The organism is Pseudomonas sp. ZS1P83 (genome assembly GCF_054897825.1).
In genome coordinates, this window is record NZ_CM142706.1 from 3,652,501 (window position 1) to 3,677,241 (window position 24,741).

The window sequence follows — 24,741 nt, forward strand, 5'->3', positions numbered from 1 at the left end:
TCAACTGTTCCGGGCTCTCGTCATCCTGGGACAAGTGTTACACCAGCGCTGCCAACTCGTGCGCACCCAAAGGTTATAAGGTCATCGCCAAGTCGGGGGACGCCGTGGAGGAACCAGGCGATTACCCGTTCGGCCTCAACCCTGCCGGCTATACCAGCCGCAGCATGATCGTCATCTGCAAATAGGTTGATACTGCCTTGTCAGGTTCGTGGACCTGCAATCTGGCGGCCAATCTCATCGTAACTGGACTTCAGCACCGCGCGCTGAATGTCTGGAGTGGCCAGCATCCGTGCCACGACCAACGCACCAATACATTGCGACAGAATCGCCCATGCCAGGCTGTCGCTTTCCAGAACTCGCGCCCAACTCTCCTGAAGCCGACAAATCCAGTTCTCCGCCTGCTGACGAATCATCACGTCTGAGCGGGCAATCTCAGCCCCCAATGCCGGCAAAGCACAACCGGATTCCGGGTGCTCGACATGGGCCATGCTCAGGTAGTGTTTCAGGCAGCGCTCGAGCTTGTCACGATTCTGGTCCGCCCCTAAACGCTCCAGGCTTTGGCACAGCTCACGCTCGACGATTGAGGCGAACAGTTCATCCTTTGAAGAAAAGTGACTGTAGAAAGCCCCGCCACTCAAGCCGATCGACTTCATCAAACCGTCGACACCCACCGTTGAAAAACCTGACTTCTTGGCCGACACCGCACTGCTTTCAAGTAATTTCTCTTTGGTTTCCAGTTTGTGATTGGCCGAGTAACGCATTGCCTTGCCCTCAGGATTGATCGACTTGACGCTTGCTGAATCGTAGCATAACGTTCGTTTAGTTAACGATCGTTTAGCAAAGGAATCTACCCATGAATAACAAGAAGGTCGTACTGGTTGTAGGCGCAGGGGATGCCACAGGCGGCGCCATTGCAAAACGCTTTGCGCAGGAAGGATTTGTGGCTTGTGTCACCCGCCGCAGCGCGGACAAACTCCAGCCGCTGGTGGATGCCATCAAGGCCGATGGCGGTGAAGCCCATGGTTTTGCCTGTGATGCGCGCAAGGAAGAGGACGTGATTGCGCTGGTCGAGCAGATTGAAAGCCATATTGGCCCAATCGAAGCGTTCGTTTTCAACATTGGCGCCAATGTGCCTTGCAGCATTCTCGAAGAAACCGCGCGCAAATATTTCAAGATCTGGGAAATGGCCTGCTTCTCAGGTTTTCTCAACGCTCGTGAAGTGGCCAAGCGCATGGCCAAGCGTCAACGCGGCACTATCTTGTTCACCGGTGCCACCGCAGGCATGCGTGGAGCAGCAGGGTTTGCGGCTTTTGCCGGCGCCAAGCACGGGATTCGCGCCCTGGCGCAAAGCATGGCTCGAGAACTGGGGCCAATGAACATTCACGTCGCCCACGTCGTAGTCGACGGTGCCATCGATACCGATTTTATCCGCGAGAGTTTCCCCGAGAAGTACGCGACCAAGGACCAGGACGGCATTCTCAATCCTGAGCACATCGCCGAGAACTATTGGTACCTCCACAGCCAGCCCCGTGACGCCTGGACCTTCGAGCTGGACCTGCGCCCCTGGAACGAATGCTGGTAAACCCACCCCTAAAATAATAAGCAGAGCGCATCGACCATGAGCAAAACCGTGGAGTTCTATTTCGACCTCGGCAGCCCCGCCACCTACCTGGCTTATACCCAACTACCGAAGATCTGCGAGCAGACCAACAGCCAGCTGATCTACAAGCCGATGTTGCTGGGCGGGGTCTTCAAAGCCACCGGAAACGCGTCTCCGGCAACCATCCCGGCCAAGGGCCGGTACATGTTTCAGGACCTGGATCGCTATGCCAAGCGCTACGGCGTGCCGCTGAAGTTCAATCCGCATTTTCCTATCAACACCTTGATGTTGATGCGCGCCATCACCGGCATGCAGTTGCGCCATCCCGAACGCTTTCAGGCGTTCATCGATTGCCTGTTTCACGCGCTTTGGGTTGAAGGCCGCGACCTCGATGATCCGGCGACTGTCGCGACAGTCCTGACACAGAGCGGTTTCGATCCAAATGAGGTGCTGGCCCTGACTGCCGATGAGGAAGTCAAAGCCACTCTCAAGGACAACACAGAGACAGCCGTGCAACGAGGCGTATTTGGTGCCCCGAGCATGTTTGTCGATAATCAGCTGTTCTTCGGTCAGGATCGCCTGGACTTCGTCCTTGAAGCCCTGAGTTAAAACTCGACGACCACATGAGCCAGGCGCGCTATGAAGCGCCTGCACTCCATCGATCAAATAGCCGCAGTTCGGGTGTTCAACCACTCAAGAGCGGCACCATCGAGCAACGGGTTCAAGCGCTCGCGCACCTCGGCGTGGTAGGCGTTGAACCACTGTTTTTCGTCAACCGTCAGCAGCGACGGCTCCAGGCAGCGAGTGTCGATCGGGCACAATGTCAGGGTTTCGAACTTCAGGAATTCACCGAATTCACTTGTGCCCGCCTCGCGGTTCAATACCAGGTTCTCGATCCGCACACCCCAGCGTCCCGGACGGTAAGTGCCCGGCTCGATGGAGGTGATCATGCCCGGCTGCATTGCAGTTTGTGGCGCAGCGGCGGCTTGGTAGGCGATGACCTGTGGGCCCTCGTGCACGTTGAGGAAGTAGCCGACGCCATGACCGGTGCCATGACCGTAATCAACGCTTTCAGCCCAGATCGGCGCGCGGGCAATCGAATCGAGCAGCGGCGAGAGAATGCCACGAGGGAATTGCGCACGGGACAGCGCAATCACGCCTTTGAGTACCCGCGTGCAATCACGCTTCTGCTCGTCGGTGGGCGTACCGACCGGCACCATCCGGGTGATATCGGTGGTGCCGCCCAGGTACTGGCCGCCGGAGTCGATCAACAACAAACCATCGCCTTCGATCACCGCATGTTCTTCTTCGGTGGCGTGGTAGTGCGGCATTGCGCCATTGGCGTTGAACGCTGCAATAGTGTTGAAACTCAGCGATACATATCCCGGACGTCGGGTACGCGCCGCCGTCAGGTGTTCGTCGATGGTCAGTTCGGTGATGCGCTCACGACCCAACGCAGTGTCCAGCCAGGTGAAGAATTCGCATAACGCCGCGCCGTCCTGCTCCATGGCCTGACGAATGTGCTCGGCATCGGCCAGGCTTTTTTGCGACTTGGCCAACATCGTCGGGTTCAAGCCTTCGACCAACTTCACGCCGCTATCCAGGTTATCCAGCAAGCCGGCGGTGACGCGCGCCGGATCGACTTGCAGACTCGCACCGCTCGGTACGGTGCGCAAGGCGGCGGCCACTTCGCTGTAGTCGCGCAGGGTCACGCCGTCCTGTTCGAGGACTGCGCGCAGCTCGGCATCGACCTTGCTCAGCGCCACGAACAGGGTTGCCTGCTGCTGGCTGATCAAGGCAAAGGAAACAAACACCGGGTTGAACGACACATCGCCGCCGCGCAAATTGAACAGCCAGGCGATGTCATCGAGGGTGGCGATGAAATGCCAGTCGGCACCGCGATCTTTCAAAACCTCCCGCAGCTTGGCCAGTTTCTCGCCGCGGCTGACAGTCGCCTGAGGCGGCAGGTGTTGGTAGATCGGTTCATTCGGCAGCGTCGGACGGTCGCTCCAGACTCCGCTCAACAAGTCGATGTCGGTGCGCAGACGTGCGCCGCGTTCTTCGAGCTTGCCGCTCAACGTACGCGCCGAGGCCACCGCCATCACTGCACCATCTACCGCAACGACGCCGCCTTCAGGGGTTTGCTCGGCCAGCCAGTCCAGCGGGCCGGGTTGACCCGGTTGCAGCTTGACCAGTTCGATACCGCTGCCCTTGAGTTCCTTGGTCGCTTGTTCCCAATAACGGCTGTCGGCCCAGACACCGGCAAATTCCGGCGTAACGATCAGCGTGCCGACCGAGCCATGGAACCCCGACAACCATTGCCGTCCTTGCCAGTAACCCGGCAGGTATTCCGAAAGATGCGGGTCAGCCGACGGCACCAGCAGAGCGTGAATGCCCTCCCGGCTCATCAGTTCGCGGGTTTGCGCCAGGCGTTGGGGCACCGATCCATTGATCGAAGGCTGCGTACTCATCATGTCTCCTGCTATCACTTCATCATTATTGTTGAGTGCCGATCAACGCCGGCACTTACAGACTTTATTGCCAGAATGCCGGAGCACTGGCGCAGGCCGCTTTAATCAGGTGTACCGCTTGGTCGATGTCCTGCTCGGTGGTGAACCGGCCGAGACTCAAGCGAATGGTGCGACTCGCCGAGCGGGCGTCATGCCCCAGGGCCAGCAGCACATGGGAGGGAGCATTGCTGGCGGAGTTGCAGGCCGAAGTTGCGGAAAACGCAATCGAATGGCTCAGCGCCGCAGAGTTGAACTCGCCTTCGTTGAAAGTCAGGCTCAAGGTATGGGGAATGCGTTGGGTCGGGCTGCCATTGAGCCGAACCCCGGGAATGCTCAGCAGCGGCTTAAGCAAGCGTTCACGCAGACGCACGATCGTGGCCTTCTCTTCATCGAACGAGGCGGCCGCCAACGCGAAGGCCACACCCATGGCGACAATCTGGTGAGTCGCCAGGGTGCCGGATCGCAAACCGCCCTCGTGACCGCCGCCGTGGATCTGCGCCTGGAGACGCTGTTGCGCGCGAGGCCCGACATACAACGCGCCGATGCCTTTGGGGCCATAGATCTTGTGGGCGGAAAACGACATCAGATCCACCGGCCACTCGGCCAGATCGATGGCCACTTTTCCAGCGCCCTGGGCCGCGTCGACATGGAACAACGCATCGCGATCACGCACCACCTGACCGATGGCCGGGATGTCGTTGAGGGTGCCCAGCTCGTTGTTGACCAGCATCAGCGACACCAGAAAGGTGTCTTCGCGCATCGCTTCGCTGACCGCTTGCGAGGTAATCAAACCCTCGGCGTCAGGCACCAGGTAAGTCACCGCAACACCGGCGTCCTGCAACTGCTTCGCCGTGTCGAGAATCGCTTTGTGTTCGATCTGGCTGGTGATGATGTGGCCGCCAGAAACGCCGCGGGCCTGGGCCACGCCCTTGAGGGCAAGGTTGTTCGATTCGGTGGCGCCGGAGGTCCAGACGATCTGTTGCGCCTGAGCGCCGACCAGTTCGGCGACCTGTCGCCGCGCCTGCTCGACCGATTGTCGGGCCTGTTGACCGAACGCATGGGAGCTGGACGCCGGATTGCCGAAATTGCCGGTAAAACCCAGACACTCGACCATCACCTTGATGACCCGCTCATCCACCGGCGTGGTGGCGGCGTAGTCGAAATACAACGGACGTTTATTCATAAAAGACTCGCAGAGCGTGTTCCGGGATCAGGAAGCTCGTCACTGAAACGTCAAACGCAGCCTCGTGAGCTGCGCCGATCATTCAGAGCGTTAGAGATACCTGATCGGAGGCCGTTAAAGAAGAACAACTTCATTTAAAAGTGCGTAGGAACGCTCCTGAAGTCGAGCTTAACAGGCATCGGGCAACCGGTTGAAGCACTGCGTCAGCTAAAGCTTTCGAGCAACAACGGATACAGCGAAGCCACCAGCAGCAAGGCCATGCCCCAGTTGAACAGCCGCAACCAGCGGCGATCCTTCAGCACGTTACGCAACAACGTGCCGCAACCTGCCCAGACACCGACGCTCGGCAGGTTGATCAAGGCGAACACGGCCGCAATCACGATCACGTTGGTGAAATAGCCTTGAATCGGCGTGTAGGTGCTGATGGCACCGATGGCCATGATCCAGGCCTTGGGATTGACCCACTGAAACGCCGCCGCGCCCAAGTAACTGATTGGCTTGCTCTCGCCCTTTTCGCTCTCGGAGACCGGCCCTGAATGGGCGATTTTCCACGCCAGGTACAGCAAATACATCGCACCGACGTAACGCAACACGGTGTAGAGCAACGGATAGGTTTGAAACACTGTGCCCAAGCCGAAACCTACCGCCACCACGAGCACGAAGAAGCCACAGGTGATGCCAAGCATGTGGGGGATGGTGCGGTTAAATCCGAAGTTCACACCCGATGCCAGCAACATAGTGTTGTTGGGGCCGGGAGTAATCGAGGTGACGAGAGCAAACAGGGCAAAGCCCAGCAGCAAATCGAGCGAGAGCGTCATGGCAACGGTCCATCAGGTCAGTCAGGTATTGACCCTATCGCACGCCTTGAGGGAAACCCATGCACAGTTACGTAAAACTTCGACCCGTACAGTCTCAGCTAGGGCGACCGTGAAGCTGTACAGCATGTTCGGCGTTCATTTCGCCTTGCTTGTCGAAACTGAACGACTCTTGCGGTTGGCCGAGCAATTGGGCTTTCTTCGCGTGGTACTCCTCGAAAGACAGACCACGACGATTCAAATCCTCAAGCGCCAGTTCTTTGGTTTCTTCGGCGGTGTAGGGCCGTAATTCCGGGGAAACATGGCTGGCACATCCGGCGAGAACGGAAATTGCAAGCAGCAAGAAAGTGGCGATTAGAGGTTTCATGGTTGGCGTCCTGGCGACTGGGTTCGGGGCAATGAACACAGGCTACGCCGGGCATCCTATCAGCAGAAATCAACGCTCTCGATAGTGGCTATCGACTTTGACTAAAGCCGCTCAGGCAGACCGTCAAATATACCCAAACGATCTATAAATATTGATTTACGTTCTTTTTAGGAATAACAAAGAACCTATATAACAACTCCATCGCTTCACGCACTGTGGCCCAAGCAACTGTTCGCCAGGCAACTGTTCGCCAGACAACAGTCATTCAACAAACAGCGCTGCTAATCAAACAGCGTCTACCGGCCAACGCGCTGGAAGCCCCGTGAATCGGGGCTCCGAGGGATTGGTACAGCTCTTGCTAACTGTCAGTGACTACTCACTGCTCCCTGAGCAACTGTTTAAAAAGGAACTGATCATGTCGCGGCCATGAAAGTCGTTGCCCTCTCCGGCGGTACCTGGCGTCCGTCTCGCACGTTGGTGCTGACCCAAGCGCTGTTGGCGCAGCGGGCCGAGCAATTACCGATTGAAAGCAAGCTGATTGAACTGGGTGACATCGCCCGACCGTTGGGCGCCGCGCTGTCCCGTCAGGAATTGAGCGCCGAGATCGAAGCCGAACTGCAAGCGATCGAGAAATGGCGGCGCTGCATGACGGACGTCGCGACAACCTGGAAATCTCCCCCAACCTGTGGGCCGGCGTCGGCCTGGTGCGCGGTGGTGCAGGGACGGCGCTGGTGGGCGATCCGCAGCAAGTGGCGGCGCGAATCAAGGAGTACGCGGACCTGGGGATTGAAAGTTTCATCTTCTCCGGCTATCCGCACCTCGAAGAAGCTTATCGCTTTGCCGAACTGGTGTTCCCGCTGTTGCCTGAGCCGTACGCCAGCCTTGCGGGGCGCGGCGTCACTAATCTCACCGGGCCGTTTGGCGAAATGATTGCCAATGACGTACTGCCCACCAAAGCCACGGCCTGAAAACCTCCCTTGCTGATCGTTCCCACGCTCTGCGTGGGAATGCAGCCCGTGACGCTCCGCGTCACTGGACGCAGAGCGTCCCTAGAGGCATTACCACGCAGAGCGTGGGAACGATCAGCGTATGTCGCCAGAAAGAAGGAACCCCGCGTGACTGCCAAGCCGCAAAGCGCCCTGTTGTCCCCCTTGAAGACCGCCCGCCGATTGGCCGCCGAGTTTGTGCCCTGACCGCTGTCGAGCGCGATGAACGTGGCGGTACGCCCAAAGCCGAACGTGACGCCTTGCGCCACAGCGGTCTGCTCGCGTCAAGCATTCCCACCCAGTACGGCGGCCTCGGCGCCAGCTGGAGTGACACCCTGACCATCGTGCGTGAGTTCGCCAAGGTCGACAGCTCGATTGCCCATGTCTTCGGCTTCCATCACCTGATGCTCGCCACCGTGCGCCTGTTCTCCCGACCCGAGCAGTGGCAGCCGTGGTTCGAACAGACGGCCCGCAAGAACTGGTTCTGGGGCAACGCCCTCAACCCGCTGGACACCCGCACCGTGGTAAAAAACCTCGGGGGTTGGCGTGAATTTCCCGGCAAGAAAAGCTTCTGCTCCGGCGCCAGCGATTCGCAATGCTGATCGCCTCGGCGGTGGATGAAAGCGCTGGCGGTAAGCTGTTGATCGCCGCGATTCCCAGCGGTCGCAACGGCATCACACTGCACAACGACTGGAACAATATGGGCCAGCGCCAGACCGACAGCGGCAGCGCGACGTTCGAACGGGTGCGGGTCGAAGAGTCGGAGTTGCTGCTCGATCCGGGTCCGCTGAGTACGCCTTTTGCCTGCCTTCGGCCGTTGATTGCCCAGCTGATCTTCACGCACATGTTCCTCGGCATTGCCGAAGGTGCCTTCGAAGAAGCGCGGCAATACACCCTCACCGAAACCCGTCCGTGGCACAAATCCAGCGCTCAGGATGTGCGTCAGGCCCCTTATGTACTCGGCCACTACGGCGAGTTTTGGGTGGCTCTCGAAAGTGTTCGACTGCTGGTGGCGCGGCATATCCACAACCTCAGCGCCCGGCGCAACCGGCCTTTTGTGGCGGTGAACTGCGGCGCGTTCTCTGAATCCCCGGTGGAGGCCGAGTTGTTCGGCCATGAAAAAGGCGCCTTTACCGGTGCACTGAGCGCCAAGGCCGGCTGGTTCGAAGAGGCCGACGGCGGCACATTATTCCTCGATGAAATCGGCGATTTGCCGATGGCGATTCAGGTCAAGTTGTAGCGGGTGTTGCAGGAGCGCGAAGTGGTGCGACTGGGTTCGCGCAAGAGCATCCCCATCAACGTGCGCGTGCTGGCCGCAACCAACGTGCAACTGGAGAAAGCCATCAATACCGGGCATTTCCGCGAGGACTTGTACTACCGCCTCGACGTGGTCAGCCTGGAGTTGAGCCCGCTGCGCGACCGCCCCGGCGACATCCTGCCGCTGACCCGACACTTCGTTGAAGCCTTCAGCCAGCGCCTCGGTTACGGCACCATCACCATCAGCAAAGAAGCCGAACTGAAACTGCGCAGCTACAGTTGGCCGGGCAACATCCGCGAACTGGAAAACGTCATTCACCACACCCTGCTGATCTGCCGTAACGGTGTGATCGAACGCGACGACTTGCGCTTGTCAAACATGCGCATTGAGTGTCAGGACGATTACCACAGTAACGTCGACGACTCACCGGAAGCCCTGCTCGATCGGGCCTTTCAAAAGCTCTTCGAAGAACAGGCCGGAGCGCTGCACGAGAAAGTCGAAGACGCTTTGCTGCGGGCGGCCTATCGTTTCAGCCATTACAACCAGGTGCACACCGCTGCGCTGCTGGGATTGAGCCGCAACGTAACGCGCACGCGACTGATCAAGATCGGCGAGCTGGCGGTGAACAAGCGCCGGCCCACGGAAAACCTCCAGGGCGAGCGTGTCATGCAGCTGTCGATCTAACCCACCAGATTGCAGTGCGTGGGCCGGGGGGCGCAGCTGCTCTTGCCCTTCTCGACGATCAACGCGCTGTTGGTGTCGATTCTCGCTTGCAGGGCGTAGTTGGCGGGAACAGTGGCTGCTGCTCGTCGGGGGTTCGGTCGAGCGAAAAACGCTGACCTATAGTTACTCGACCGGAAATCGGCGAAGGAACACTTTTCACTCACGACAAGAAAACAGGGAGAACCATCATGAGCGTCAAACCCATTCCAGAGGGTTATCACAGCATCACCCCGTATCTGGGCATTCAAAAAGCGGCCGAAGCCATCGAGTTCTACAAAAAAGCCTTTGGCGCCACCGAAGTCATGCGCCTGTCCATGCCCGATGGCGGCATCGGCCATGCCGAACTGCGCATCGGCGATTGCCCGATCATGCTCGGCACGCCTTGCGATCAGGGCCCTTTGAGCAATCCGGACACGTCGCCGTCCGTGGGCCTGCATCTGTATGTGAACGATGTGGACACGTCTTATAAACAGGCGATTGCCGCCGGTGGCACGGTGGTGTCCGAGGTCAAGGATCAGTTTTATGGCGACCGCTCGGGGACCTTGAAGGATCCCTATGGGCATCTGTGGTTTCTGGCCACGCGCAAGGAAGATCTGACTCAGGAGCAGATTGAGCAGCGGGCGAAGGAGATGTTCAGCCAAGGTTGAACCTAATGATCGTTCCTACGCTCTGCGTGGGAATGCAGCCCGGGACGCTCCGCGTCCCAAAGCGGACGCAGAGCGTCCATTGAGGCATTCCCACGCAGAGCGTGGGAATGATCTTGGTTCTACACACTTCATGAACAATGTGCGCACAGCCGCACCCAAGTGAACAAAAGCCAGCCCCCAGCAATACGAAACATTTTCTTTCACATTCCCGTTCGGGATTTCCAATGCTCATCCGTCTTATTTAGATGCAGTCGGCCCGCGTAGGCAAAAGCCACGGCCTGGCCTTTCATGGACCTCATCGCTGGGAAGCCCTTAGCGACGGTCCTCTCATCGAAACAAGACCTTTAATCATGTCGAAGAAATCCCGTTCAAAACTCTGGTTTCTGGTCCATAGCTGGCTGGCACTGCCGATCTGGTTTTTCGTGCTGATCGTCTGCGTGACCGGCACCCTGGCGGTGGTCAGCCAGGAAATCGTCTGGCTGGCCAACCCGCAAATGCGCGCCAGCCAACCCTCGGACGATGCGCCGCTGCTCAGCTATGACCAGATCATCGCCGCCATCAAGAAGGCTGAGCCCTACACACTGGTCGAGGCCATCAGCCGACCCGACGAATCACACTTTGCCCTCGACGTAGACGTCAGCTACCCCGACGGTCGCTCCGTGACGGTTTACGTCAATCCCTACAGCGGCGTCATTCAGGGCACGGCCCCACCATTCAATTTCAAGGCGTTTACCCGCGCACTGCATGGCTGGTGGCTGGTGCCGTTCACCAACGGCTACAGCTGGGGCTGGTACCTTGTGTCGTTTCTCAGCCTGCCATTGCTGGCTTCGTTGATCACCGGGCTGGTGGTCTACAAGCGTTTCTGGAAAGGTTTCTTCCGACCGACTTTGCGTATTCGTCACGGTGCACGGATTTTCTGGGGCGACTTTCATCGCCTCAGCGGCATCTGGTCGATCTGGTTCATCGCGGTGATTTCCGTCACCAGCACCTGGTTCCTGATTCAGGCGTTCATGTTCGATAACCAGATTTCGATTTCCACCGCGCCGGTGGCTGCCGTGGTTCCGCGTGAAAGTGTCCCGCTGACGGCCGACGGTGCGCCAGCGCCGATAATCAGCCTGGAGACGGCCATTCGCCAAGCCAAGGAACGTATTCCCGGCCTGGACGACAGCTTCGTCAGCCTGCCTGCCAATGCCTACAGCTACCTCTCGGTGGGCGGACGCAGTTGGTATCCGCTGATGTTCCAGACGGCCGACATCAACCCGTATACCGGCGACATCGCCGCCACCCGCCTGTTGTCGGACCGCTCCGGCCTGGAGCTGGTGACCGAATCCATGCGTCCGCTGCACACCGGCGATTTCGGCGGGATCTGGATCAAACTGATCTGGTTCTTCTTCGGCCTGATCCTCAGCATGATGGTCCTCAGCGGTCTGTTGATCTGGACCAAGCGCACCGCCCTGGCCACGGCCAACGCCCTCAAGCGCAGCAGTAAACGTCCACGCAGTCAGACCGCTGCGGCCTTCCGCCGTGAAACCACGGAGATCAGCCAATGAGCCTGTTTGCTGCGGAAAAACCGGGGTCGAAACTGAGTCGTTTCTGGCACAAATGGCGCTTCTACATCAATGTGCTGCTGTTGCTGGTGCCGCTGGGGTTCATGCCCAAATACTTCGCCGACGCCGCGCTGTTTCGGGGTGACACCGGCCTGGGTGAGCGGGAAATCGGCGAGGTTCAGGTGGGCCCCTGGAGCCTGCGTCTGGCCGAGTTGCGTAACGATTCACCGACCCTCGATGGCCCGGCCGGCTACATGAAGAGCTTCAACGCGGCGCTGTGCGATCGCTGTCGCGATCAGGTCAAAGCGACTTATCTGCGCATCGGCAAACCGCGCAGCCTGCGCGCTGCCGGGGTGATTTTCTTCGGCACGCCGTATCGCATGGGCGCGATGTTGCCGATCCCCGAGAAGACCAAAACCGACGCCGAACTGTGGATCACCATGGAAGGCTGGGACGGCGCCATGCATCAGGCCTCCATCCCCCTGAGCCAGGCATCCCCGGCCACCCTCGCCTGGCTGAACCAACAAGGAGGCAAACCATGACTTTTCGTCCTCTGAGCGCCGTGCTGCTGGTGCTCTGCGCCGGTTTCAGCGCCAGCGCCCTGGCCCACAACCCGATGTGCGAATGCAAAGCCCTCGACGCCGAGCAGATCAAATGCACCGGCGGTTTCTCCGACGGCAGCGGCGCGCCGGGCGTGACCCTGGATGTGATCGGCTACGACGAAACCATCTTGATGCCCGGCAAGCTCGGTGCCGATTCAACCTTGACCTTCAAGAAGCCCGGCGCCGAATTCTACGTGCTGTTCGACGCAGGCCCCGGCCACGTCGTCGAAATCGACCAAGCGGACATCGAAGCCCCATGAGTACGCCAACTACGCACGTCGTGCGCCCGGCCGGTGCCGGCCATGAAACCCTTTATGTGCTGCTGTTGTGCCTGATGATCCTGGCGGTTGCCGGCTCGGTGGTCGCCTGGCGCGGTGAGTCTCAGGAAGTGAGCAGCGTAGGCAGCCATCAACTGGATGCCCGCCGTGACTTGAGCGCCTCCGAGCAAGGCATTTACGCCGACTTGCGGGTGACGCTCGACGAAATTCACCTGCTGCGTCAGGAGCAACAGGCGCTCCCCGCCCCCGCAGCCCTCGCTGATGAAGGTTTTGCGCCGTTCGCCCAGGATGCCAGTTCCGTCAGCCGCGGCGCCCATGCCTGGCAATTGCTCGACGCCAAGGCTTACTTCGGCCAGAGCCAGACGCTCACCGTGGCGGGTTCGTTTTTGATGCGTTTGACCGCTGACGACGATGCTCCGGACGTCTGGCTCAACCGCGGCAAAGCCCTCGCGACTCCGACCGATCTCACCGACGCCGCGCTCGAAAGCGCCGGCTGGCAGCAGATCGTCGCGCAATTCGATGCCGGCGTGACCCGCCAGCACCGGCAATGAACCCTCGCCTTCACCCGAGAGAAGACCGCTTTCCCATGCCTAGTTCGTCTCAACGCCGTCCATTCTTGCGCCTGCTGCTGGTTGGCCTGCTTGCCTGTCTGCTGACACCGCTAACCAGCGCCGACGAGGCCAAGCGCCTGCGCATCGGCATCACCCTGCACCCTTATTACAGCTACGTGGCCAACATCGTCGGTGACAAGGCCGAGGTGGTGCCGCTGATTCCGGCCGGTTTCAACCCGCATGCCTACGAGCCGCGCGCTGAAGACATCAAGCGCATCAGCGGGTTGGACGTGATCGTGCTCAACGGCGTCGGCCATGACGACTTCGCCGACCGCATGATCGCCGCCAGCGAAACACCGAACATTCCCGTGATCGAAGCCAACGAAAATGTACCGTTGCTGGCCGCCACCGGCGTCGCCGCTCGCGGCGCCGGCAAGGTTGTAAACCCGCACACGTTCCTGTCGATCAGCGCCTCGATTGCCCAGGTCAACAACATCGCCCGAGAACTGGGCAAACTCGACCCGGTCAACGCCAAGACCTACACCCAGAACGCCCGCGCCTATGGCAAACGCCTACGGCAGATGCGCGCCGACGCCCTGGCGAAACTGACCCAGGCGCCGAACGCGGAACTGCGAGTGGCCACTGTCCACGCGGCGTACGACTATTTGCTGCGCGAATTCGGCCTGGAAGTGACCGCGGTGGTCGAACCGGCCCACGGCATCGAACCGAGCCCGAGCCAGCTGAAAAAAACCATCGATCAACTGCGGGAACTGGACGTGAAGGTGATCTTCTCGGAGATGGATTTTCCGTCCACCTACGTCGAGACCATCCAGCGTGAATCCGGGGTGAAGCTGTATCCGCTGTCGCACATCTCCTATGGCGAATACACCGCCGACAAGTACGAAAAGGAAATGACCGGCAACCTCAACACCGTGGTCCGGGCGATTCAGGAGTCTGGCAAATGACTGTTCAAGAAACACTGACGGTGCAAAGCGCCGGCCCGACCCTCAATTTCGCCGACGTCAGCCTGACACTGGGCCGCACGACGATCCTCGATAACGTCACGTTCCAGGTCCAACCCGGCAGCGTGCATGCGCTGGTCGGCCCTAACGGTGGCGGCAAAAGCTCGCTGATCAAGACCCTGCTCGGGCAGATGCCCCATCAGGGTCGTCTGAGCCTGCAATGGCCCGGCACACCGGGGACCATCGGCTACGTGCCTCAGGCCCTGGAATTCGATCGGGGTTTGCCGATGACCGTCGATGATTTCATGGCGGCTATGTGTCAGCGGCGTCCGGCGTTCCTCGGCTTGAGCAAACACTACGCTGCCGCTATTGGCGAAGCCCTGGAACGGGTCGGCATGCAGGACAAACGCAAGCGACGCATGGGCGCGTTGTCCGGCGGTGAACGTCAGCGGGTATTGCTGGCTCAGGGTCTGATTCCGGCGCCGCAGTTGCTAGTGCTCGACGAACCGATGTCGGCCCTCGAAGAGGCCGGTATTCAGGTGTTCGAACGGCTGCTCGGCGACTGGCGCCAGAGCGGGATCACCGTGCTGTGGATCGAACATGATCTGGAAGCGGTTGGACGGCTGGCGGATCGCGTCACCGGGCTCAATCGCCGGGTGCTGTTCGATGCCACGCCGAAACAGGCACTGACGCCGGAGCGCTTGCTGACGCTATTTTCGACCCATCCACGGAGCGCTGCCTGATGAGTTACGAAGCCTTTCGTTTGATGGTTCAGGGTTGGGCCTCGTCGGGTTATCTGCCCGAGGCGCTGGCTTATGGATTTGTGGTCAACGCGCTGCTCGCCGGCTTGCTGATCGGCCCGGTACTGGGTGGATTGGGCACGTTGGTGGTGGTCAAGCGGCTCGCGTTTTTCTCCGAAGCGGTGGGCCATGCGGCGCTGACCGGCGTGGCCATCGGTATTCTGCTGGGCGAACCTTACACCGGGCCTTACGGCAGCCTGTTCGGCTACTGCTTGTTGTTTGGCATCTTGCTGAACTACCTGCGCAACCGCACGGGGTTGGCGCCGGATACGTTGATCGGTGTGTTCCTCTCGGTGTCGTTGGCATTGGGCGCCAGTCTGCTGCTGATTCTGGCGGGCAAGATCAACGTACACATCCTTGAAAACGTGCTGTTCGGTTCAGTGCTGACGGTGAACGGCAATGACCTGTTGGTGTTGGCCATCGTCGGTTCGCTGGTCATGGCGCTGGCCTTGCCGTTGTACAACCGCATCATGCTGGCCAGTTTCAATCCGCAACTGGCGGCGGTTCGCGGTGTGGCGGTGAAGACCCTGGATTACCTGTTTGTGATTCTGGTGACGCTGATCACCGTGGCGGCGGTGAAAGTCATCGGCGCGATTCTGGTCGGCGCCCTGCTGGTGATTCCAGCGGCAGCGGCGCGTTTGCTCAGCCAGTCGCTCAAAGGTTTCTTCTGGTGCTCGGTGCTGATCGCCACGGTCAGCACGCTGTGCGGGATCCTCGCGCCGATTGTGTTCGACCTGCCTATCCCGTCCGGCGCCGCGATCATTCTGGTGGCCGGCATCGCCTTCGCTCTCGCTGCCATTGCGCGTGGCGTCGTCCCAAGCCTGAAAGGGAATCTCGGATAAATGTCTTTTTCTCTGCGTCAACTGACCCTGGCATTGACCTTCACATTGCCCCTGTGCGGGCTGGTCAACACAACCTATGCAGCGAACAGCGCCAAACCGCTGCGAGTATTGGCGTCCTTGCCGATCACTTACGGTCTGGGCGAAGTCTTACTCAAAGGCACCGACGTCAACCTCGAACGTGCCGCGCCGGCCAACCTGCCCGGCAGCCGTCAGACCGCGTACTTCACAGGTCGTGGCGCTCCAGCGCTGGCCAAACTGGCGACCGATGCCGATGCGGTGATCGGCCTGCGCTCGCTGTGGGAGGATGACCCGCTGTACCCGATCTCGCGGCGTAGCAACATCCGTATCGTTGAGGTCGACGCCGCGCGCCCGGTGGATGGCGCCCTGCCCGGTATCGCCGTGCAACCTGGCAACAAAGTCGATGGGCTGAACAGTCAGCCGTGGTTGTCCAGTAACAACATGGGGCGGATGGCGGACGTGATGGCGGCGGACCTGGTGCGTCTGGCGCCCGAGGCCAAGCCGACAATCGAGGCCAACCTGGCGGCGCTTAAACAGCGCTTGCTCACGTTCAGCGCCGACAGCGAAGCGCGGCTGACCAGTGCCGACAACCTCAGTGTGATGAGCCTGAGTGATCACTTTGGCTATCTGATTGGCGGCCTCAACCTGGAGCTGATCGGCCTCGACGCACGGCCGGATACCGAGTGGACATCTGAAGCGCTCAAGCAATTGGGCGCGACGTTCAAGGACAATGACGTGGCGGTGGTGTTGCATCATCGACAACCGTCGGATGCGCTGAAAGCGGTGATTGCCGAGGCGGGTAGCCGGTTGGTGGTGTTGAGTGTGGACGCGGCGGATCCGGTGGCCGAGCTGGAAGGGAATGTGGATTTGCTGATCAAGGGGTTGAGCGGGGATTAACGTCCGTTGGACTGCGTTATCGTTCTTCGCGAGCAAGCCACACATTGATCGTTCCCACGCTCTGCGTGGGAATGCAGCCCGGGACGCTCTGCGTCCCAAAGCGGACGCAGAGCGTCCATTGAGGCATTTCCACGCAGAGCGTGGGAACGATCACAAATCCAGATAAAAAAACCCGCTGACTGTAACCAGTTCAGCGGGCTTCTTTTTGCACGGTGACTTAGTGAGCCACGGCCGCCTGTTCTTCCATTTTCTGACGCAGGCTCAGAGGACGCATGTCGGTCCAGGTTTCTTCGATGTAGGCCAGGCATTCCTTTTTCAGGCCGCTCTTGCCCACGGTGCGCCAGCCTGCAGGCACGGCTTTGTAGTCGGGCCAGATCGAGTATTGCTCTTCGTGGTTGACCACGACCTGAAAGAGGATGTCCTCGCGGTCGAATACTGAAGTCATGGTGTTTCTCCATCGCTGTAGGGTGGGCTGCACTGCGTGCGCAGCCGGTATGTAGAAGGAACGTGCCAGAGGCTGAAAAATTTAGAGGCTGGCGGTGGCGGCGGCCATGGCCCGGCCGAAAATCTCGGCCACCCGATCGATTTCCGCCGCAGTGATCACCAGCGGCGGCAGGAACCGCACCACGCCGCCATGACGGCCGCCCAGTTCAAGAATCAAGCCGCGCTTGAGGCATTCACGCTGCACCAATGGCGCCAGACGACCGAAAATCGGCGGATGACCCAATGCATCCGGCGCACCCGTCGGATCGACCAGTTCAACGCCAAGCATCAAGCCGCGCCCGCGAATGTCACCCAGTTGCGGGAAGTCCCGTTGCAGGATGCGCAGATGTTCGCTCAAGCGTTCGCCCATGGCGGCGGCGTGCTCGCAGACCTGGTGTTCGGTCAGGTAACGCATCACCGCAGAACCTGCGGCCATGGCCATCTGATTGCCGCGGAAGGTCCCGGCATGGGCGCCCGGCAGCCAGGTGTCGAGCCAGTCACGATAGACCACCACGGCCAGCGGCAAACTGCCGCCGATGGCTTTGGACATGACCACCACGTCGGGAATGATCCCGGCGTGTTCGAAGGCGAACATCTTGCCAGTGCGGGCAAAACCGCTCTGGATTTCATCGACGATCAGCGCCACGCCGGCCTTTTCGGTAATCCGCCGCAGGCCGCGCAACCAGTCGAGATCGGCCGGGATCACCCCGCCCTCGCCCTGCACCGCTTCAACGATCACTGCCGCTGGTAATTGCACACCCGCCTCAGGATCATTCAGCAGGTTTTCCAGGTAATGCAGATTGACCTGCACGCCTTGCGCGCCGCCAAGCCCGAATGGGCAACGGTAATCGTAGGGATACGGCATGAACTGCACGCCACCACTGAGCAAGGCGCCCAAGGGCTTTTTTGGCCCCAGACTGCCCATCAGGCTCAGCGCGCCCTGGCTCATGCCGTGATAACCGCCCTGGAACGACAGCACGGTGCTGCGTCCGGTGGCGGTGCGCACCAGTTTCAGCGCGGCTTCCACCGCGTCGGTGCCGGTCGGGCCGCAGAACTGGATCTTGGCTTCAGCGGCCAGTGCCGGCGGCAGCAAACCGAACAGGTCCTGAACGAACTGATCCTTGACCGGGGTGGTCAGGTCGAGGGTGTGCAGGGGCAGTTCATCGGTCAGCACTTGCTGGATCGCTTCGATCACCACCGAATGGTTGTGCCCTAGGGCCAGGGTCCCGGCGCCGGCCAGGCAGTCGATGAAACGGCGGCCTTCGACGTCTTCGACATAAATGCCCTTGGCCCGTTTGAGAGCCAGGGGAATACGTCGAGGATAACTGCGGGCATTCGATTCCTGCCGGTTTTGACGGGCCAGCAACGGCGATTCGTTGAATTGATAAAGCGTCTCGGTCGGCGCCGGAGTGATCCGGGCAGACTGATCTTCCATAAGGCTGGTAGCGACTGACATCTCTCGACCCTTCAATAAGGTTTCCTGTTCTGGAAACGCGTCAGGGCGCCGAGGATTTAGACCCTCTACCAGCTTTCTATGAAGGGGGTGTCAGCGCTTTGCGCATGGGAATGGCATGGAGCCCAGCCACCGCGAAGGTTTCAGCGCAAGGGTGGTAACCCAGATGACGGTAAAACGCTTCACTGGTACGGGTGCTATTGAGTCGTGCCTCGCGCAAGCCCTGACCGGTCAACCAGCCTTCGAGGTCGTGCACCAGCGCTTGCCCGGCCCCGCGCCGAAACCATTCCGGCTGCACGTAACAGAACGCGACCTTGCCACTGATCGCGGCCATGGCGACCCCGACCGGTTTGTCCTGCAACAGGGCGATGTTCAGGTACAACCGCTGGTCGGTCAGCCAGGGCTGCACGTGTTCGATGGTCTTGTTGTGGGTCCAGGTGGCGACGGTTAGCGGATCGTTGCGATGGTCGAGCGCGCAACCCACGCGAATGGAGCGCTCGACGATCCGACTGATGATGCCGGCGTCGGCGGGGGTTGCCTTGCAAATGTGTATGGGTGCATCCATGGCGCTGTTACCTCAATCCATTGAGTCAAAGCTGCCGGGGACGATAGCGCCATGGTGAGTGGGTGGCTAATGGAGAGAAGTTACATTTGATGTGCAACACATGGGTTTGTATTGTTGGTTAAATCGGTTGCAAAGGCATGGTCAATTCAACCCGCAGCCCATCCGGCCGGCTGTCGAAATGCAGGGTGCAGCCGCAGCGCTGGACAATCGCCTGGACAATCGCCAGACCCAGACCGCAGCCGGTGCTTTGGCCGTTGCGCCAGAAGCGTTGGGTCAGGTGTTGCAGATCGTCTTCGGCAATGCCGGGCCCATGGTCGCGAACCACAAACTGCACGCGGTTGCCGGTGGTTACCAGACTCAGCTCCACCGCGCCGTCACCCGGGGTATGACGCAGCGCGTTGTCCAGCAGGTTGCGCAGCGCGGCAATCGACAGCACGGCGGGCATTTGCACCGGAGCGTGAGAGATCTTCGGCGGTACCTGAAACTTGATCCGCTGACGATCACCGCTGGCGGCGTCCTGAATCGCCAGTTTCGCCACCTGTTCGGCGCTGCATTGCACACCATCATCGAACGACAAGCTGCCCTCGACCCGCGCCAGCAGCAGCAATTGTTCAAGGGTGCGGTGCAGGCGATCGGCGCCCTCTTCGGCCCGGGCCAGGGATTGATCCCGGGCCGCGCCGTCGGTCATGCGCGCCACTTGCAGGTGGGTCTTGATCGCCGTCAGCGGGCTGCGTAACTCATGGGCGGCGTCACCGGTCAGACGGCGTTCCCGTTCGATGGTCTTGCCGATCCGTTGGAACAGCTGATTCTGGGTGTCCAGCAACGGTTGCAGTTCGCTGGGCAGCGGCTGGATCTGCAGCGGTTCCAGGGAGTCGGCGCTGCGGCGCATCAAGGCATCGCGCATGCGGTTGAGTGGCGCCAGCCCCTGGCCGATGCCCAGCCAGAGCAGGCACAGGCAACCGAGCAAGGCCACGCCCACCGGCACCGAAGCCGCCAGCAGGATCGACAGGTTCAGAGCCTCACGTTCGATCTGTCGATCGGCGGTGGTGATGCGCAGATCGCCGCGGGCCAGAGTGAAACTACGCCACGGTGCACCATCGATCATCTGGTCGTGGAAACCCATTTTCTCGGCTTCCAGGGTTTGTTGCGGATCGGTGTGACTGCGGGCGAGGATTTCGCCGCGCAGCGAGCTGACCTGACAGGCCATGCCGCCCGGAATGTTCAGTTGTTCAGCACTGAAATGGGTGCCCTCGCCCTTAGTCGGCAATGCGGGCAACTGTTCCATCAGGCCGGCGACCATGCGTGCCGACGCCACCAGCCGCTGGTCGAGGGAAAACATCATTTGGTTGCGCAGGTCGCTGAGCATCCAGGCCGCAGCCAGGGCCCAGATCAGCGCGAAAGCGGCGCCGAGTGTCAGGCTGAGGCGCAAACGCAGGCTCATCACTTTTTCAATTCCTCTGCGCCATCGGCCGGCCCCAGGCGATAGCCCAGGCCGCGCACCGTCTCGACAATGCCATTGCCGAGTTTGCGCCGCAGGTGATGGATATGCACATTGAGAGCGTTGCTTTCCAGCTCATCATTAAAACCATAAACGCTGTCTTTCAACTGCTCGGTAGACAGCACCCGACCCCGGTTATGCAGCAAGGCCTGCAACAGCGACTGCTCGCGACGGGAAAGGTCCACCGACTGGCCGCCAAGCATGGTTTCGCGACTGCTCGGGTCGTAGGTCAACCGACCGTGCTCGATCAGGTTGACACTGCGTCCCGCCACTCGTCGTAGCAACGTATGCAGACGCGCGGCGAGTTCGCGCAGGTCGAAAGGCTTGAGCAAGTAATCGTCAGCGCCGGCTTGCAAGCCATCGACGCGGTCGGTGACTGAATCCCGGGCGGTGAGGATCAACACCGGGATTTCCAGACCGCTGTGTCGCAACTGCTGCAGCAGCTTCAAACCGTCTTCATCGGGCAGACCGAGGTCGAGCACCATCACATCGAACTCGGCGACCTTGAGCATCGCCCGGGCAGACGATGCGGTGGCGACATGCTCTACCGTCAAGCCCTGAGCGGTGAGGCCGGCGACAATGCCGCTGGCAATCAGCTCATCGTCTTCGCAAACCAGTACGTGCATGGGGAGCCCCGTAGAAAAAAGCTGATTAGGCCGGTGGCCGATTAAGCGGACATTATGCCGCAAGCGCCAATGCCACAAGGCCGCCGCGGTTAATCGTCGGTTAATCGTCGCCTCCCATTGTGCACTTCACTTGCACAGGGATAAGGCTTACCCAATGCGTCGACTGTTTCTATTCTTTGTTCTCCTGATCTCGGGTCTGGCCCAGGCAGGGACTGATCCGTTCGCGACCAAACCCGACTTTCTTCCCGTCGGCAAGGCGTTCATCTTCACCTCCGAACGCCTTGATTCCGGTGAAACCCAGCTCTATTGGCAGATCGCCGACGGTTATTACCTCTACCAGCAACGCCTGAAGTTCGATGGCTTGCCCGCGGAACACAAGCCTGTATTGCCTGACGGCGAAGCGCACAGCGATGAGTTCTTCGGCGAACAGCAGGTCTATCGCAAAGGCCTGGAACTGAAGATCCCGGCAGGCGCCACGGGTCAGATCAAGGTGGGTTTCCAGGGGTGTGCCGATGCCGGTTTGTGTTATCCGCCGCAAACTCAGGTCGTGAATCTGGGCGGTAAATCGACTACCACTGCGACAAACGAAGCGCCGGATCAAGCCTTGGCCAGCGACCTGCAGCAACGGGCGCTGGGTTGGAGCTTGCTGGTGTTCTTTGGTCTGGGGCTGTTGCTGGCGTTCACGCCTTGCTCGTTGCCGATGCTACCGATTCTGGCGGGTTTGATCGTCGGCAGTGGCGCCACACCCAAGCGTGGTTTCGCCTTGGCGACCAGCTACGTCGTGAGCATGGCGCTGGTGTATGCGGCGATGGGCGTGCTGGCCGCGCTGCTCGGGGCGAATCTGCAGGCGTTGTTGCAAAATCCTTGGTTGCTGGGCAGTTTCGCGGCTGTGTTTGTGTTGCTGGCGTTGCCGATGTTCGGCTTCTTCGAGTTGCAACTGCCGGTGGCTGTGCGTGATCGCCTGGAACATGTCTCGCGCAATCAGCGCGGCGGCAGCCTGTTCGGCGCCGGTGTGTTGGGGGCCTTGTCCGGTTTGCTGGTGGGCCCGTGCATGACCGCCCCACTGGCGGGCGCCTTGCTCTACATTGCGCAAAGCGGCAATGCGCTGCATGGCGGGTTGATTCTGTTCGCCATGGGCATCGGCATCGGTGTGCCGCTGCTGTTGCTGGTGACCGTCGGCAATCGCTTTCTGCCCAAACCCGGCGCCTGGATGAACCTGCTCAAAGGTGTGTTTGGCTTCCTGTTCCTCGCCACTGCCCTGTTGATGCTGCGCCCGGTGCTGAATGAATCCCTGTGGGTCGGTTTGTGCGGCGCCTTGCTGGTGACCGCGGCTTACAGCGCCTGGCGCCAATCCGACGGTTTCGGACGGACCGCTCATGTGTTCGGGGCCAGCTCATTGTTACTGGGTTTGTGGGGCAGCCTGCTGCTGGTGGGTGCCGCCGGTGGCAGTGACGATCTGTTCAAGCCGTTGCAGGTCTACAGCACTTCAAATTCGAGCCGTGCGATAAACCCTGTCGGCCACGACGCCTTCACCACCCTCAAGGACCCCGCCGAACTGCAGCGGGAACTCGACGCGGCACGGGCTCAAGGCCAGTGGGTGCTGCTGGACTACTACGCCGACTGGTGCGTGTCGTGCAAGGTTATGGAAAAACAGGTATTCGGCAAACCCCACGTACTGGAAGCCTTGAAAGATGTGCGCTTGCTACGCCTGGACGTCACCGCCGACAATGCCGCCAGCCGCGAACTGCTCGGCCGTTATAAAGTGCCGGGGCCACCGAGCTTGCTGTGGATCGGTGCCGACGGCATCGAGCGTCGCAGCCAGCGCATCACCGGTGAGGTCGATGCCGACACATTCCTGCAACGCTGGTCCACCACCCGAGACGCCCGTTAATGCTGACCTTTACCCTCGGCACTTTTGCCATTGCGCTTAATCACCTGCTGCTGATCAGCGCCCTGGCGCTGGCGACCTTCGTCGGCTGGCGGGTGGCCAAGCGCGGCGGCGAGAACCCGGAGTCGGTGCTGTTTAGCCTGTTCCTGCTGGGCATGCTGGCCGCCCGGATCAGCTTCGTGATCGCCTACTGGGCACAGTACCGCAACGATCCGTGGCAGATCATCGACCTGCGCGACGGCGGTTTTCTCGCCTGGCCCGGTGCGATCGTGCTGCTGCTCGCCGCGTTGTATCGAGGCTGGCGTCGCCCGGGCTTGCGCCGCCCCCTGGGGTTTGGCGTGGCCAGCGGCCTGGCGTTCTGGCTGCTGGCGACTTTCTCCCTGACGATTTACGAACAAGGCACGCGCCTGCCGGAAATTGCCCTGCGCAATGCCGCCGGTGAAACCGTGCAATTGGCCGACTACAAAGGCGGCCCGTTGGTGATCAATCTCTGGGCCACCTGGTGTCCGCCGTGTCGTCGGGAAATGCCGGTGTTGGAAAACGCCCAGCAACACCGCCCGGACCTGACGTTCCTGTTCGTCAATCAGGCTGAAAGCATGCAAAGCGTCAGCACCTTTCTGGAAACCCAGGGCTTGAGCCTGTCCAACGTGCTGTTTGACGGCAGTGGCCGATTGGGCCAGGCCGTCGGCTCCATGGCGTTGCCGACTACGCTGTTCTATAGTCCCGACGGTCGCCTGCTGGGCAGCCATCTGGGTGAGCTGTCGGAAGCCAGCCTGGCCCGAGCCCTGGAAAACTTCGACACTCCGAATCCTGCCGCACCGGCCACCTCTTCAAGGAAACTGCCATGTCCCGCCTCCGCCACCTGCTGACATTGACCCTGGGCGCCGCCCTGCTGCACTTGCCGTCGGTACAGGCTGAAGAGCTGCCCGAAGCGATCAAGAAAATCGAAGCCAAAGGCGCGAAAATCGTCGGCCAATTCGACGCACCCGACGGTCTGCGGGGTTATGCGGCGCAGTACCAGAGCCGCGGCATAGCGCTGTACCTGACTCCGGATGGCAAGCATGTGTTGCTCGGCAATTTGTACGACGCCGACGGCAACGACCTGAGCAGCGCGCCGCTGCAGAAGCTGGTTTACGCACCGATGGCCAAGGAAGTCTGGGGCAAATTGGAAACCAGCAACTGGATCGGTGACGGGAAGAAAGATGCGCCGCGGATCGTCTACCTGTTCAGCGATCCGAATTGCCCTTACTGCAACATGTTCTGGGAGCAGGCGCGGCCATGGGTCAAGGCTGGCAAGGTGCAGCTGCGGCACATCATGGTCGGCATCATTCGCGAAGACAGCCCGGGCAAATCGGCTGCGCTGCTGGCCGCCAAGGATCCGAGCAAAGCACTGGAAGATCACGAGAAATCCGGCAAGGGCAGTTCGCTAAAAGCCCTGAAGAACATACCTCCGGCGATTCAGGCGAAACTGGCGGCGAACATGCAGCTGATGGAGGACCTGGAGTTGCAGGCCACCCCGGCGATTTTCTACATGGACGACAAGGGCGAGTTGCAACAGCAGCAAGGCGCGCCTTCGCCGGACAAGTTGGTACAGATTCTCGGGCCGAAGTGACCAAAGAGCGTTGATCGTTCCCACGCTCTG

26 protein-coding genes and 4 pseudogenes (1 of these 30 only partly in view) are annotated in these 24,741 nt (G+C 60.4%); 19 read left to right on the forward strand and 11 right to left on the reverse strand.

Annotated elements, in window-relative coordinates:
• On the forward strand, positions 1-185 hold the 3' portion of the coding sequence (locus tag ACYZT0_RS17430) for a hypothetical protein (RefSeq protein ID WP_046049236.1). The gene continues 97 nt to the left of window position 1, outside the view; the window shows 185 of its 282 coding nt (coding positions 98-282); its start codon lies beyond the left edge, outside the window; its stop codon occupies positions 183-185.
• A gap of 15 nt (positions 186-200) precedes the next feature.
• Here ACYZT0_RS17430 and ACYZT0_RS17435 read toward each other — a convergent pair whose 3' ends face one another.
• Positions 201-761, reverse strand: coding sequence for a TetR/AcrR family transcriptional regulator (locus ACYZT0_RS17435; RefSeq protein ID WP_462042288.1), 561 nt, complete (start codon positions 759-761; stop codon positions 201-203).
• 92 nt (positions 762-853) lie between these two features.
• On the opposite strand from ACYZT0_RS17435, the gene ACYZT0_RS17440 reads away from it, so the two are divergent.
• Together ACYZT0_RS17440 and ACYZT0_RS17445 are read left to right on the forward strand one after the other, a co-directional pair.
• Positions 854-1,582: an SDR family oxidoreductase gene (locus tag ACYZT0_RS17440; protein ID WP_462042289.1), complete on the forward strand. Its 729-nt coding sequence runs from the start codon at positions 854-856 to the stop codon at positions 1,580-1,582.
• A gap of 36 nt (positions 1,583-1,618) precedes the next feature.
• The gene (locus ACYZT0_RS17445; protein WP_462042290.1) at positions 1,619-2,209 is read left to right on the forward strand and encodes a 2-hydroxychromene-2-carboxylate isomerase; all 591 of its coding nucleotides are present in this window, start codon (positions 1,619-1,621) and stop codon (positions 2,207-2,209) included.
• 53 nt (positions 2,210-2,262) lie between these two features.
• Here ACYZT0_RS17445 and ACYZT0_RS17450 read toward each other — a convergent pair whose 3' ends face one another.
• The 4 genes from ACYZT0_RS17450 to ACYZT0_RS17465 all read right to left on the reverse strand — a co-directional run bounded on the left by ACYZT0_RS17450 (position 2,263) and on the right by ACYZT0_RS17465 (position 6,475).
• Positions 2,263-4,071 carry an aminopeptidase P family protein gene (locus ACYZT0_RS17450; protein ID WP_462042291.1) on the reverse strand — a complete coding sequence of 603 codons (1,809 nt, stop codon included), beginning with the start codon at positions 4,069-4,071 and terminating at the stop codon, positions 2,263-2,265.
• 64 nt (positions 4,072-4,135) lie between these two features.
• Positions 4,136-5,293, reverse strand: coding sequence for a cysteine desulfurase family protein (locus tag ACYZT0_RS17455; protein ID WP_462042292.1), 1,158 nt, complete (start codon positions 5,291-5,293; stop codon positions 4,136-4,138).
• A 203-nt stretch (positions 5,294-5,496) separates the two neighbouring features.
• Positions 5,497-6,111, reverse strand: a complete 615-nt coding sequence (locus ACYZT0_RS17460) for a LysE family translocator (RefSeq protein WP_462042293.1) — start codon at positions 6,109-6,111, stop codon at positions 5,497-5,499.
• A 94-nt stretch (positions 6,112-6,205) separates the two neighbouring features.
• Positions 6,206-6,475 carry a hypothetical protein gene (locus ACYZT0_RS17465; RefSeq protein WP_462042294.1) on the reverse strand — a complete coding sequence of 90 codons (270 nt, stop codon included), beginning with the start codon at positions 6,473-6,475 and terminating at the stop codon, positions 6,206-6,208.
• A gap of 426 nt (positions 6,476-6,901) precedes the next feature.
• Between ACYZT0_RS17465 and ACYZT0_RS17470 the strand changes: the two are divergent.
• The 4 genes and pseudogenes from ACYZT0_RS17470 to ACYZT0_RS17485 all read left to right on the forward strand — a co-directional run.
• A pseudogene (locus tag ACYZT0_RS17470) lies at positions 6,902-7,108 on the forward strand (FMN reductase); the annotation flags it as partial.
• Positions 7,102-7,443 (forward strand): annotated as a pseudogene (locus tag ACYZT0_RS17475) (alkanesulfonate monooxygenase); the annotation flags it as partial. The pseudogenes ACYZT0_RS17470 and ACYZT0_RS17475, both read left to right, overlap by 7 nt.
• A gap of 104 nt (positions 7,444-7,547) precedes the next feature.
• Positions 7,548-8,063, forward strand: coding sequence for an acyl-CoA dehydrogenase family protein (locus tag ACYZT0_RS17480; protein ID WP_462042295.1), 516 nt, complete (start codon positions 7,548-7,550; stop codon positions 8,061-8,063).
• Between the two features lie 404 nt (positions 8,064-8,467).
• Positions 8,468-9,403 (forward strand): annotated as a pseudogene (locus ACYZT0_RS17485) (sigma 54-interacting transcriptional regulator); the annotation flags it as partial.
• Between the two features lie 41 nt (positions 9,404-9,444).
• Here ACYZT0_RS17485 and ACYZT0_RS17490 read toward each other — a convergent pair.
• Positions 9,445-9,519, reverse strand: a pseudogene (locus ACYZT0_RS17490) (MetQ/NlpA family ABC transporter substrate-binding protein); the annotation flags it as partial.
• 111 nt (positions 9,520-9,630) lie between these two features.
• Between ACYZT0_RS17490 and ACYZT0_RS17495 the strand changes: the two are divergent.
• The 9 genes from ACYZT0_RS17495 (at position 9,631) to ACYZT0_RS17535 (ending at position 16,586) form a co-directional block, all read left to right on the forward strand.
• Positions 9,631-10,089, forward strand: coding sequence for a VOC family protein (locus ACYZT0_RS17495; RefSeq protein ID WP_449644178.1), 459 nt, complete (start codon positions 9,631-9,633; stop codon positions 10,087-10,089).
• 350 nt (positions 10,090-10,439) lie between these two features.
• Complete coding sequence (locus tag ACYZT0_RS17500) at positions 10,440-11,639, forward strand: PepSY-associated TM helix domain-containing protein (RefSeq protein ID WP_462042296.1); 1,200 nt, start codon at positions 10,440-10,442, stop codon at positions 11,637-11,639.
• On the forward strand, positions 11,636-12,178 hold the full coding sequence (locus ACYZT0_RS17505; protein WP_462042297.1) for a thiamine pyrophosphate-binding protein: 543 nt from the start codon (positions 11,636-11,638) through the stop codon (positions 12,176-12,178). Before ACYZT0_RS17500 ends, ACYZT0_RS17505 begins: the two co-directional genes overlap by 4 nt.
• Positions 12,175-12,498, forward strand: coding sequence for a hypothetical protein (locus ACYZT0_RS17510; RefSeq protein WP_462042298.1), 324 nt, complete (start codon positions 12,175-12,177; stop codon positions 12,496-12,498). The genes ACYZT0_RS17505 and ACYZT0_RS17510 overlap by 4 nt, the downstream gene beginning before the upstream one ends.
• Positions 12,495-13,067, forward strand: a complete 573-nt coding sequence (locus ACYZT0_RS17515) for a DUF6162 family protein (RefSeq protein WP_462042299.1) — start codon at positions 12,495-12,497, stop codon at positions 13,065-13,067. Before ACYZT0_RS17510 ends, ACYZT0_RS17515 begins: the two co-directional genes overlap by 4 nt.
• A 35-nt stretch (positions 13,068-13,102) precedes the next feature.
• Positions 13,103-14,032, forward strand: coding sequence for a metal ABC transporter substrate-binding protein (locus tag ACYZT0_RS17520; protein ID WP_462042300.1), 930 nt, complete (start codon positions 13,103-13,105; stop codon positions 14,030-14,032).
• Positions 14,029-14,772, forward strand: a complete 744-nt coding sequence (locus ACYZT0_RS17525; protein ID WP_462042301.1) for a metal ABC transporter ATP-binding protein — start codon at positions 14,029-14,031, stop codon at positions 14,770-14,772. The genes ACYZT0_RS17520 and ACYZT0_RS17525 overlap by 4 nt, the downstream gene beginning before the upstream one ends.
• Positions 14,772-15,671 (forward strand): metal ABC transporter permease, encoded by a 900-nt coding sequence (locus tag ACYZT0_RS17530; protein ID WP_462042302.1) that lies wholly within the window; start codon positions 14,772-14,774, stop codon positions 15,669-15,671. The genes ACYZT0_RS17525 and ACYZT0_RS17530 overlap by 1 nt, the downstream gene beginning before the upstream one ends.
• Positions 15,672-16,586, forward strand: a complete 915-nt coding sequence (locus tag ACYZT0_RS17535; RefSeq protein WP_462042303.1) for a metal ABC transporter substrate-binding protein — start codon at positions 15,672-15,674, stop codon at positions 16,584-16,586.
• Positions 16,587-16,803: 217 nt separating this feature from the next.
• Here ACYZT0_RS17535 and ACYZT0_RS17540 read toward each other — a convergent pair whose 3' ends face one another.
• The 5 genes from ACYZT0_RS17540 to ACYZT0_RS17560 form a co-directional block, all read right to left on the reverse strand.
• The gene (locus ACYZT0_RS17540) at positions 16,804-17,031 is read right to left on the reverse strand and encodes an MbtH family protein (protein ID WP_008152757.1); all 228 of its coding nucleotides are present in this window, start codon (positions 17,029-17,031) and stop codon (positions 16,804-16,806) included.
• A gap of 81 nt (positions 17,032-17,112) precedes the next feature.
• Positions 17,113-18,525, reverse strand: coding sequence for a diaminobutyrate--2-oxoglutarate transaminase (locus tag ACYZT0_RS17545; RefSeq protein WP_462042304.1), 1,413 nt, complete (start codon positions 18,523-18,525; stop codon positions 17,113-17,115).
• A 76-nt stretch (positions 18,526-18,601) separates the two neighbouring features.
• Complete coding sequence (locus ACYZT0_RS17550) at positions 18,602-19,087, reverse strand: GNAT family N-acetyltransferase (RefSeq protein ID WP_462042305.1); 486 nt, start codon at positions 19,085-19,087, stop codon at positions 18,602-18,604.
• A gap of 118 nt (positions 19,088-19,205) precedes the next feature.
• A complete protein-coding gene (locus tag ACYZT0_RS17555; RefSeq protein WP_282380045.1) occupies positions 19,206-20,531 on the reverse strand; it encodes an ATP-binding protein in 1,326 nt (441 codons plus the stop codon).
• On the reverse strand, positions 20,528-21,211 hold the full coding sequence (locus ACYZT0_RS17560; RefSeq protein WP_367372412.1) for a response regulator: 684 nt from the start codon (positions 21,209-21,211) through the stop codon (positions 20,528-20,530). The genes ACYZT0_RS17555 and ACYZT0_RS17560 overlap by 4 nt, the downstream gene beginning before the upstream one ends.
• 154 nt (positions 21,212-21,365) lie before the next feature.
• On the opposite strand from ACYZT0_RS17560, the gene dsbD reads away from it, so the two are divergent.
• From dsbD to dsbG, 3 genes are read left to right on the forward strand one after another with little or no spacing between them, the layout of a single operon-like run.
• A complete protein-coding gene (gene dsbD / locus ACYZT0_RS17565; RefSeq protein ID WP_462042306.1) occupies positions 21,366-23,102 on the forward strand; it encodes a protein-disulfide reductase DsbD in 1,737 nt (578 codons plus the stop codon).
• Entirely contained in the window at positions 23,102-23,968 is an 867-nt protein-coding gene (locus ACYZT0_RS17570) for a prolipoprotein diacylglyceryl transferase family protein (RefSeq protein ID WP_462042307.1), read from the forward strand. The genes dsbD and ACYZT0_RS17570 overlap by 1 nt, the downstream gene beginning before the upstream one ends.
• Complete coding sequence (gene dsbG / locus ACYZT0_RS17575; protein ID WP_462042308.1) at positions 23,944-24,711, forward strand: thiol:disulfide interchange protein DsbG; 768 nt, start codon at positions 23,944-23,946, stop codon at positions 24,709-24,711. The genes ACYZT0_RS17570 and dsbG overlap by 25 nt, the downstream gene beginning before the upstream one ends.
• The last annotated feature ends 30 nt before the right edge of the window (positions 24,712-24,741 follow it).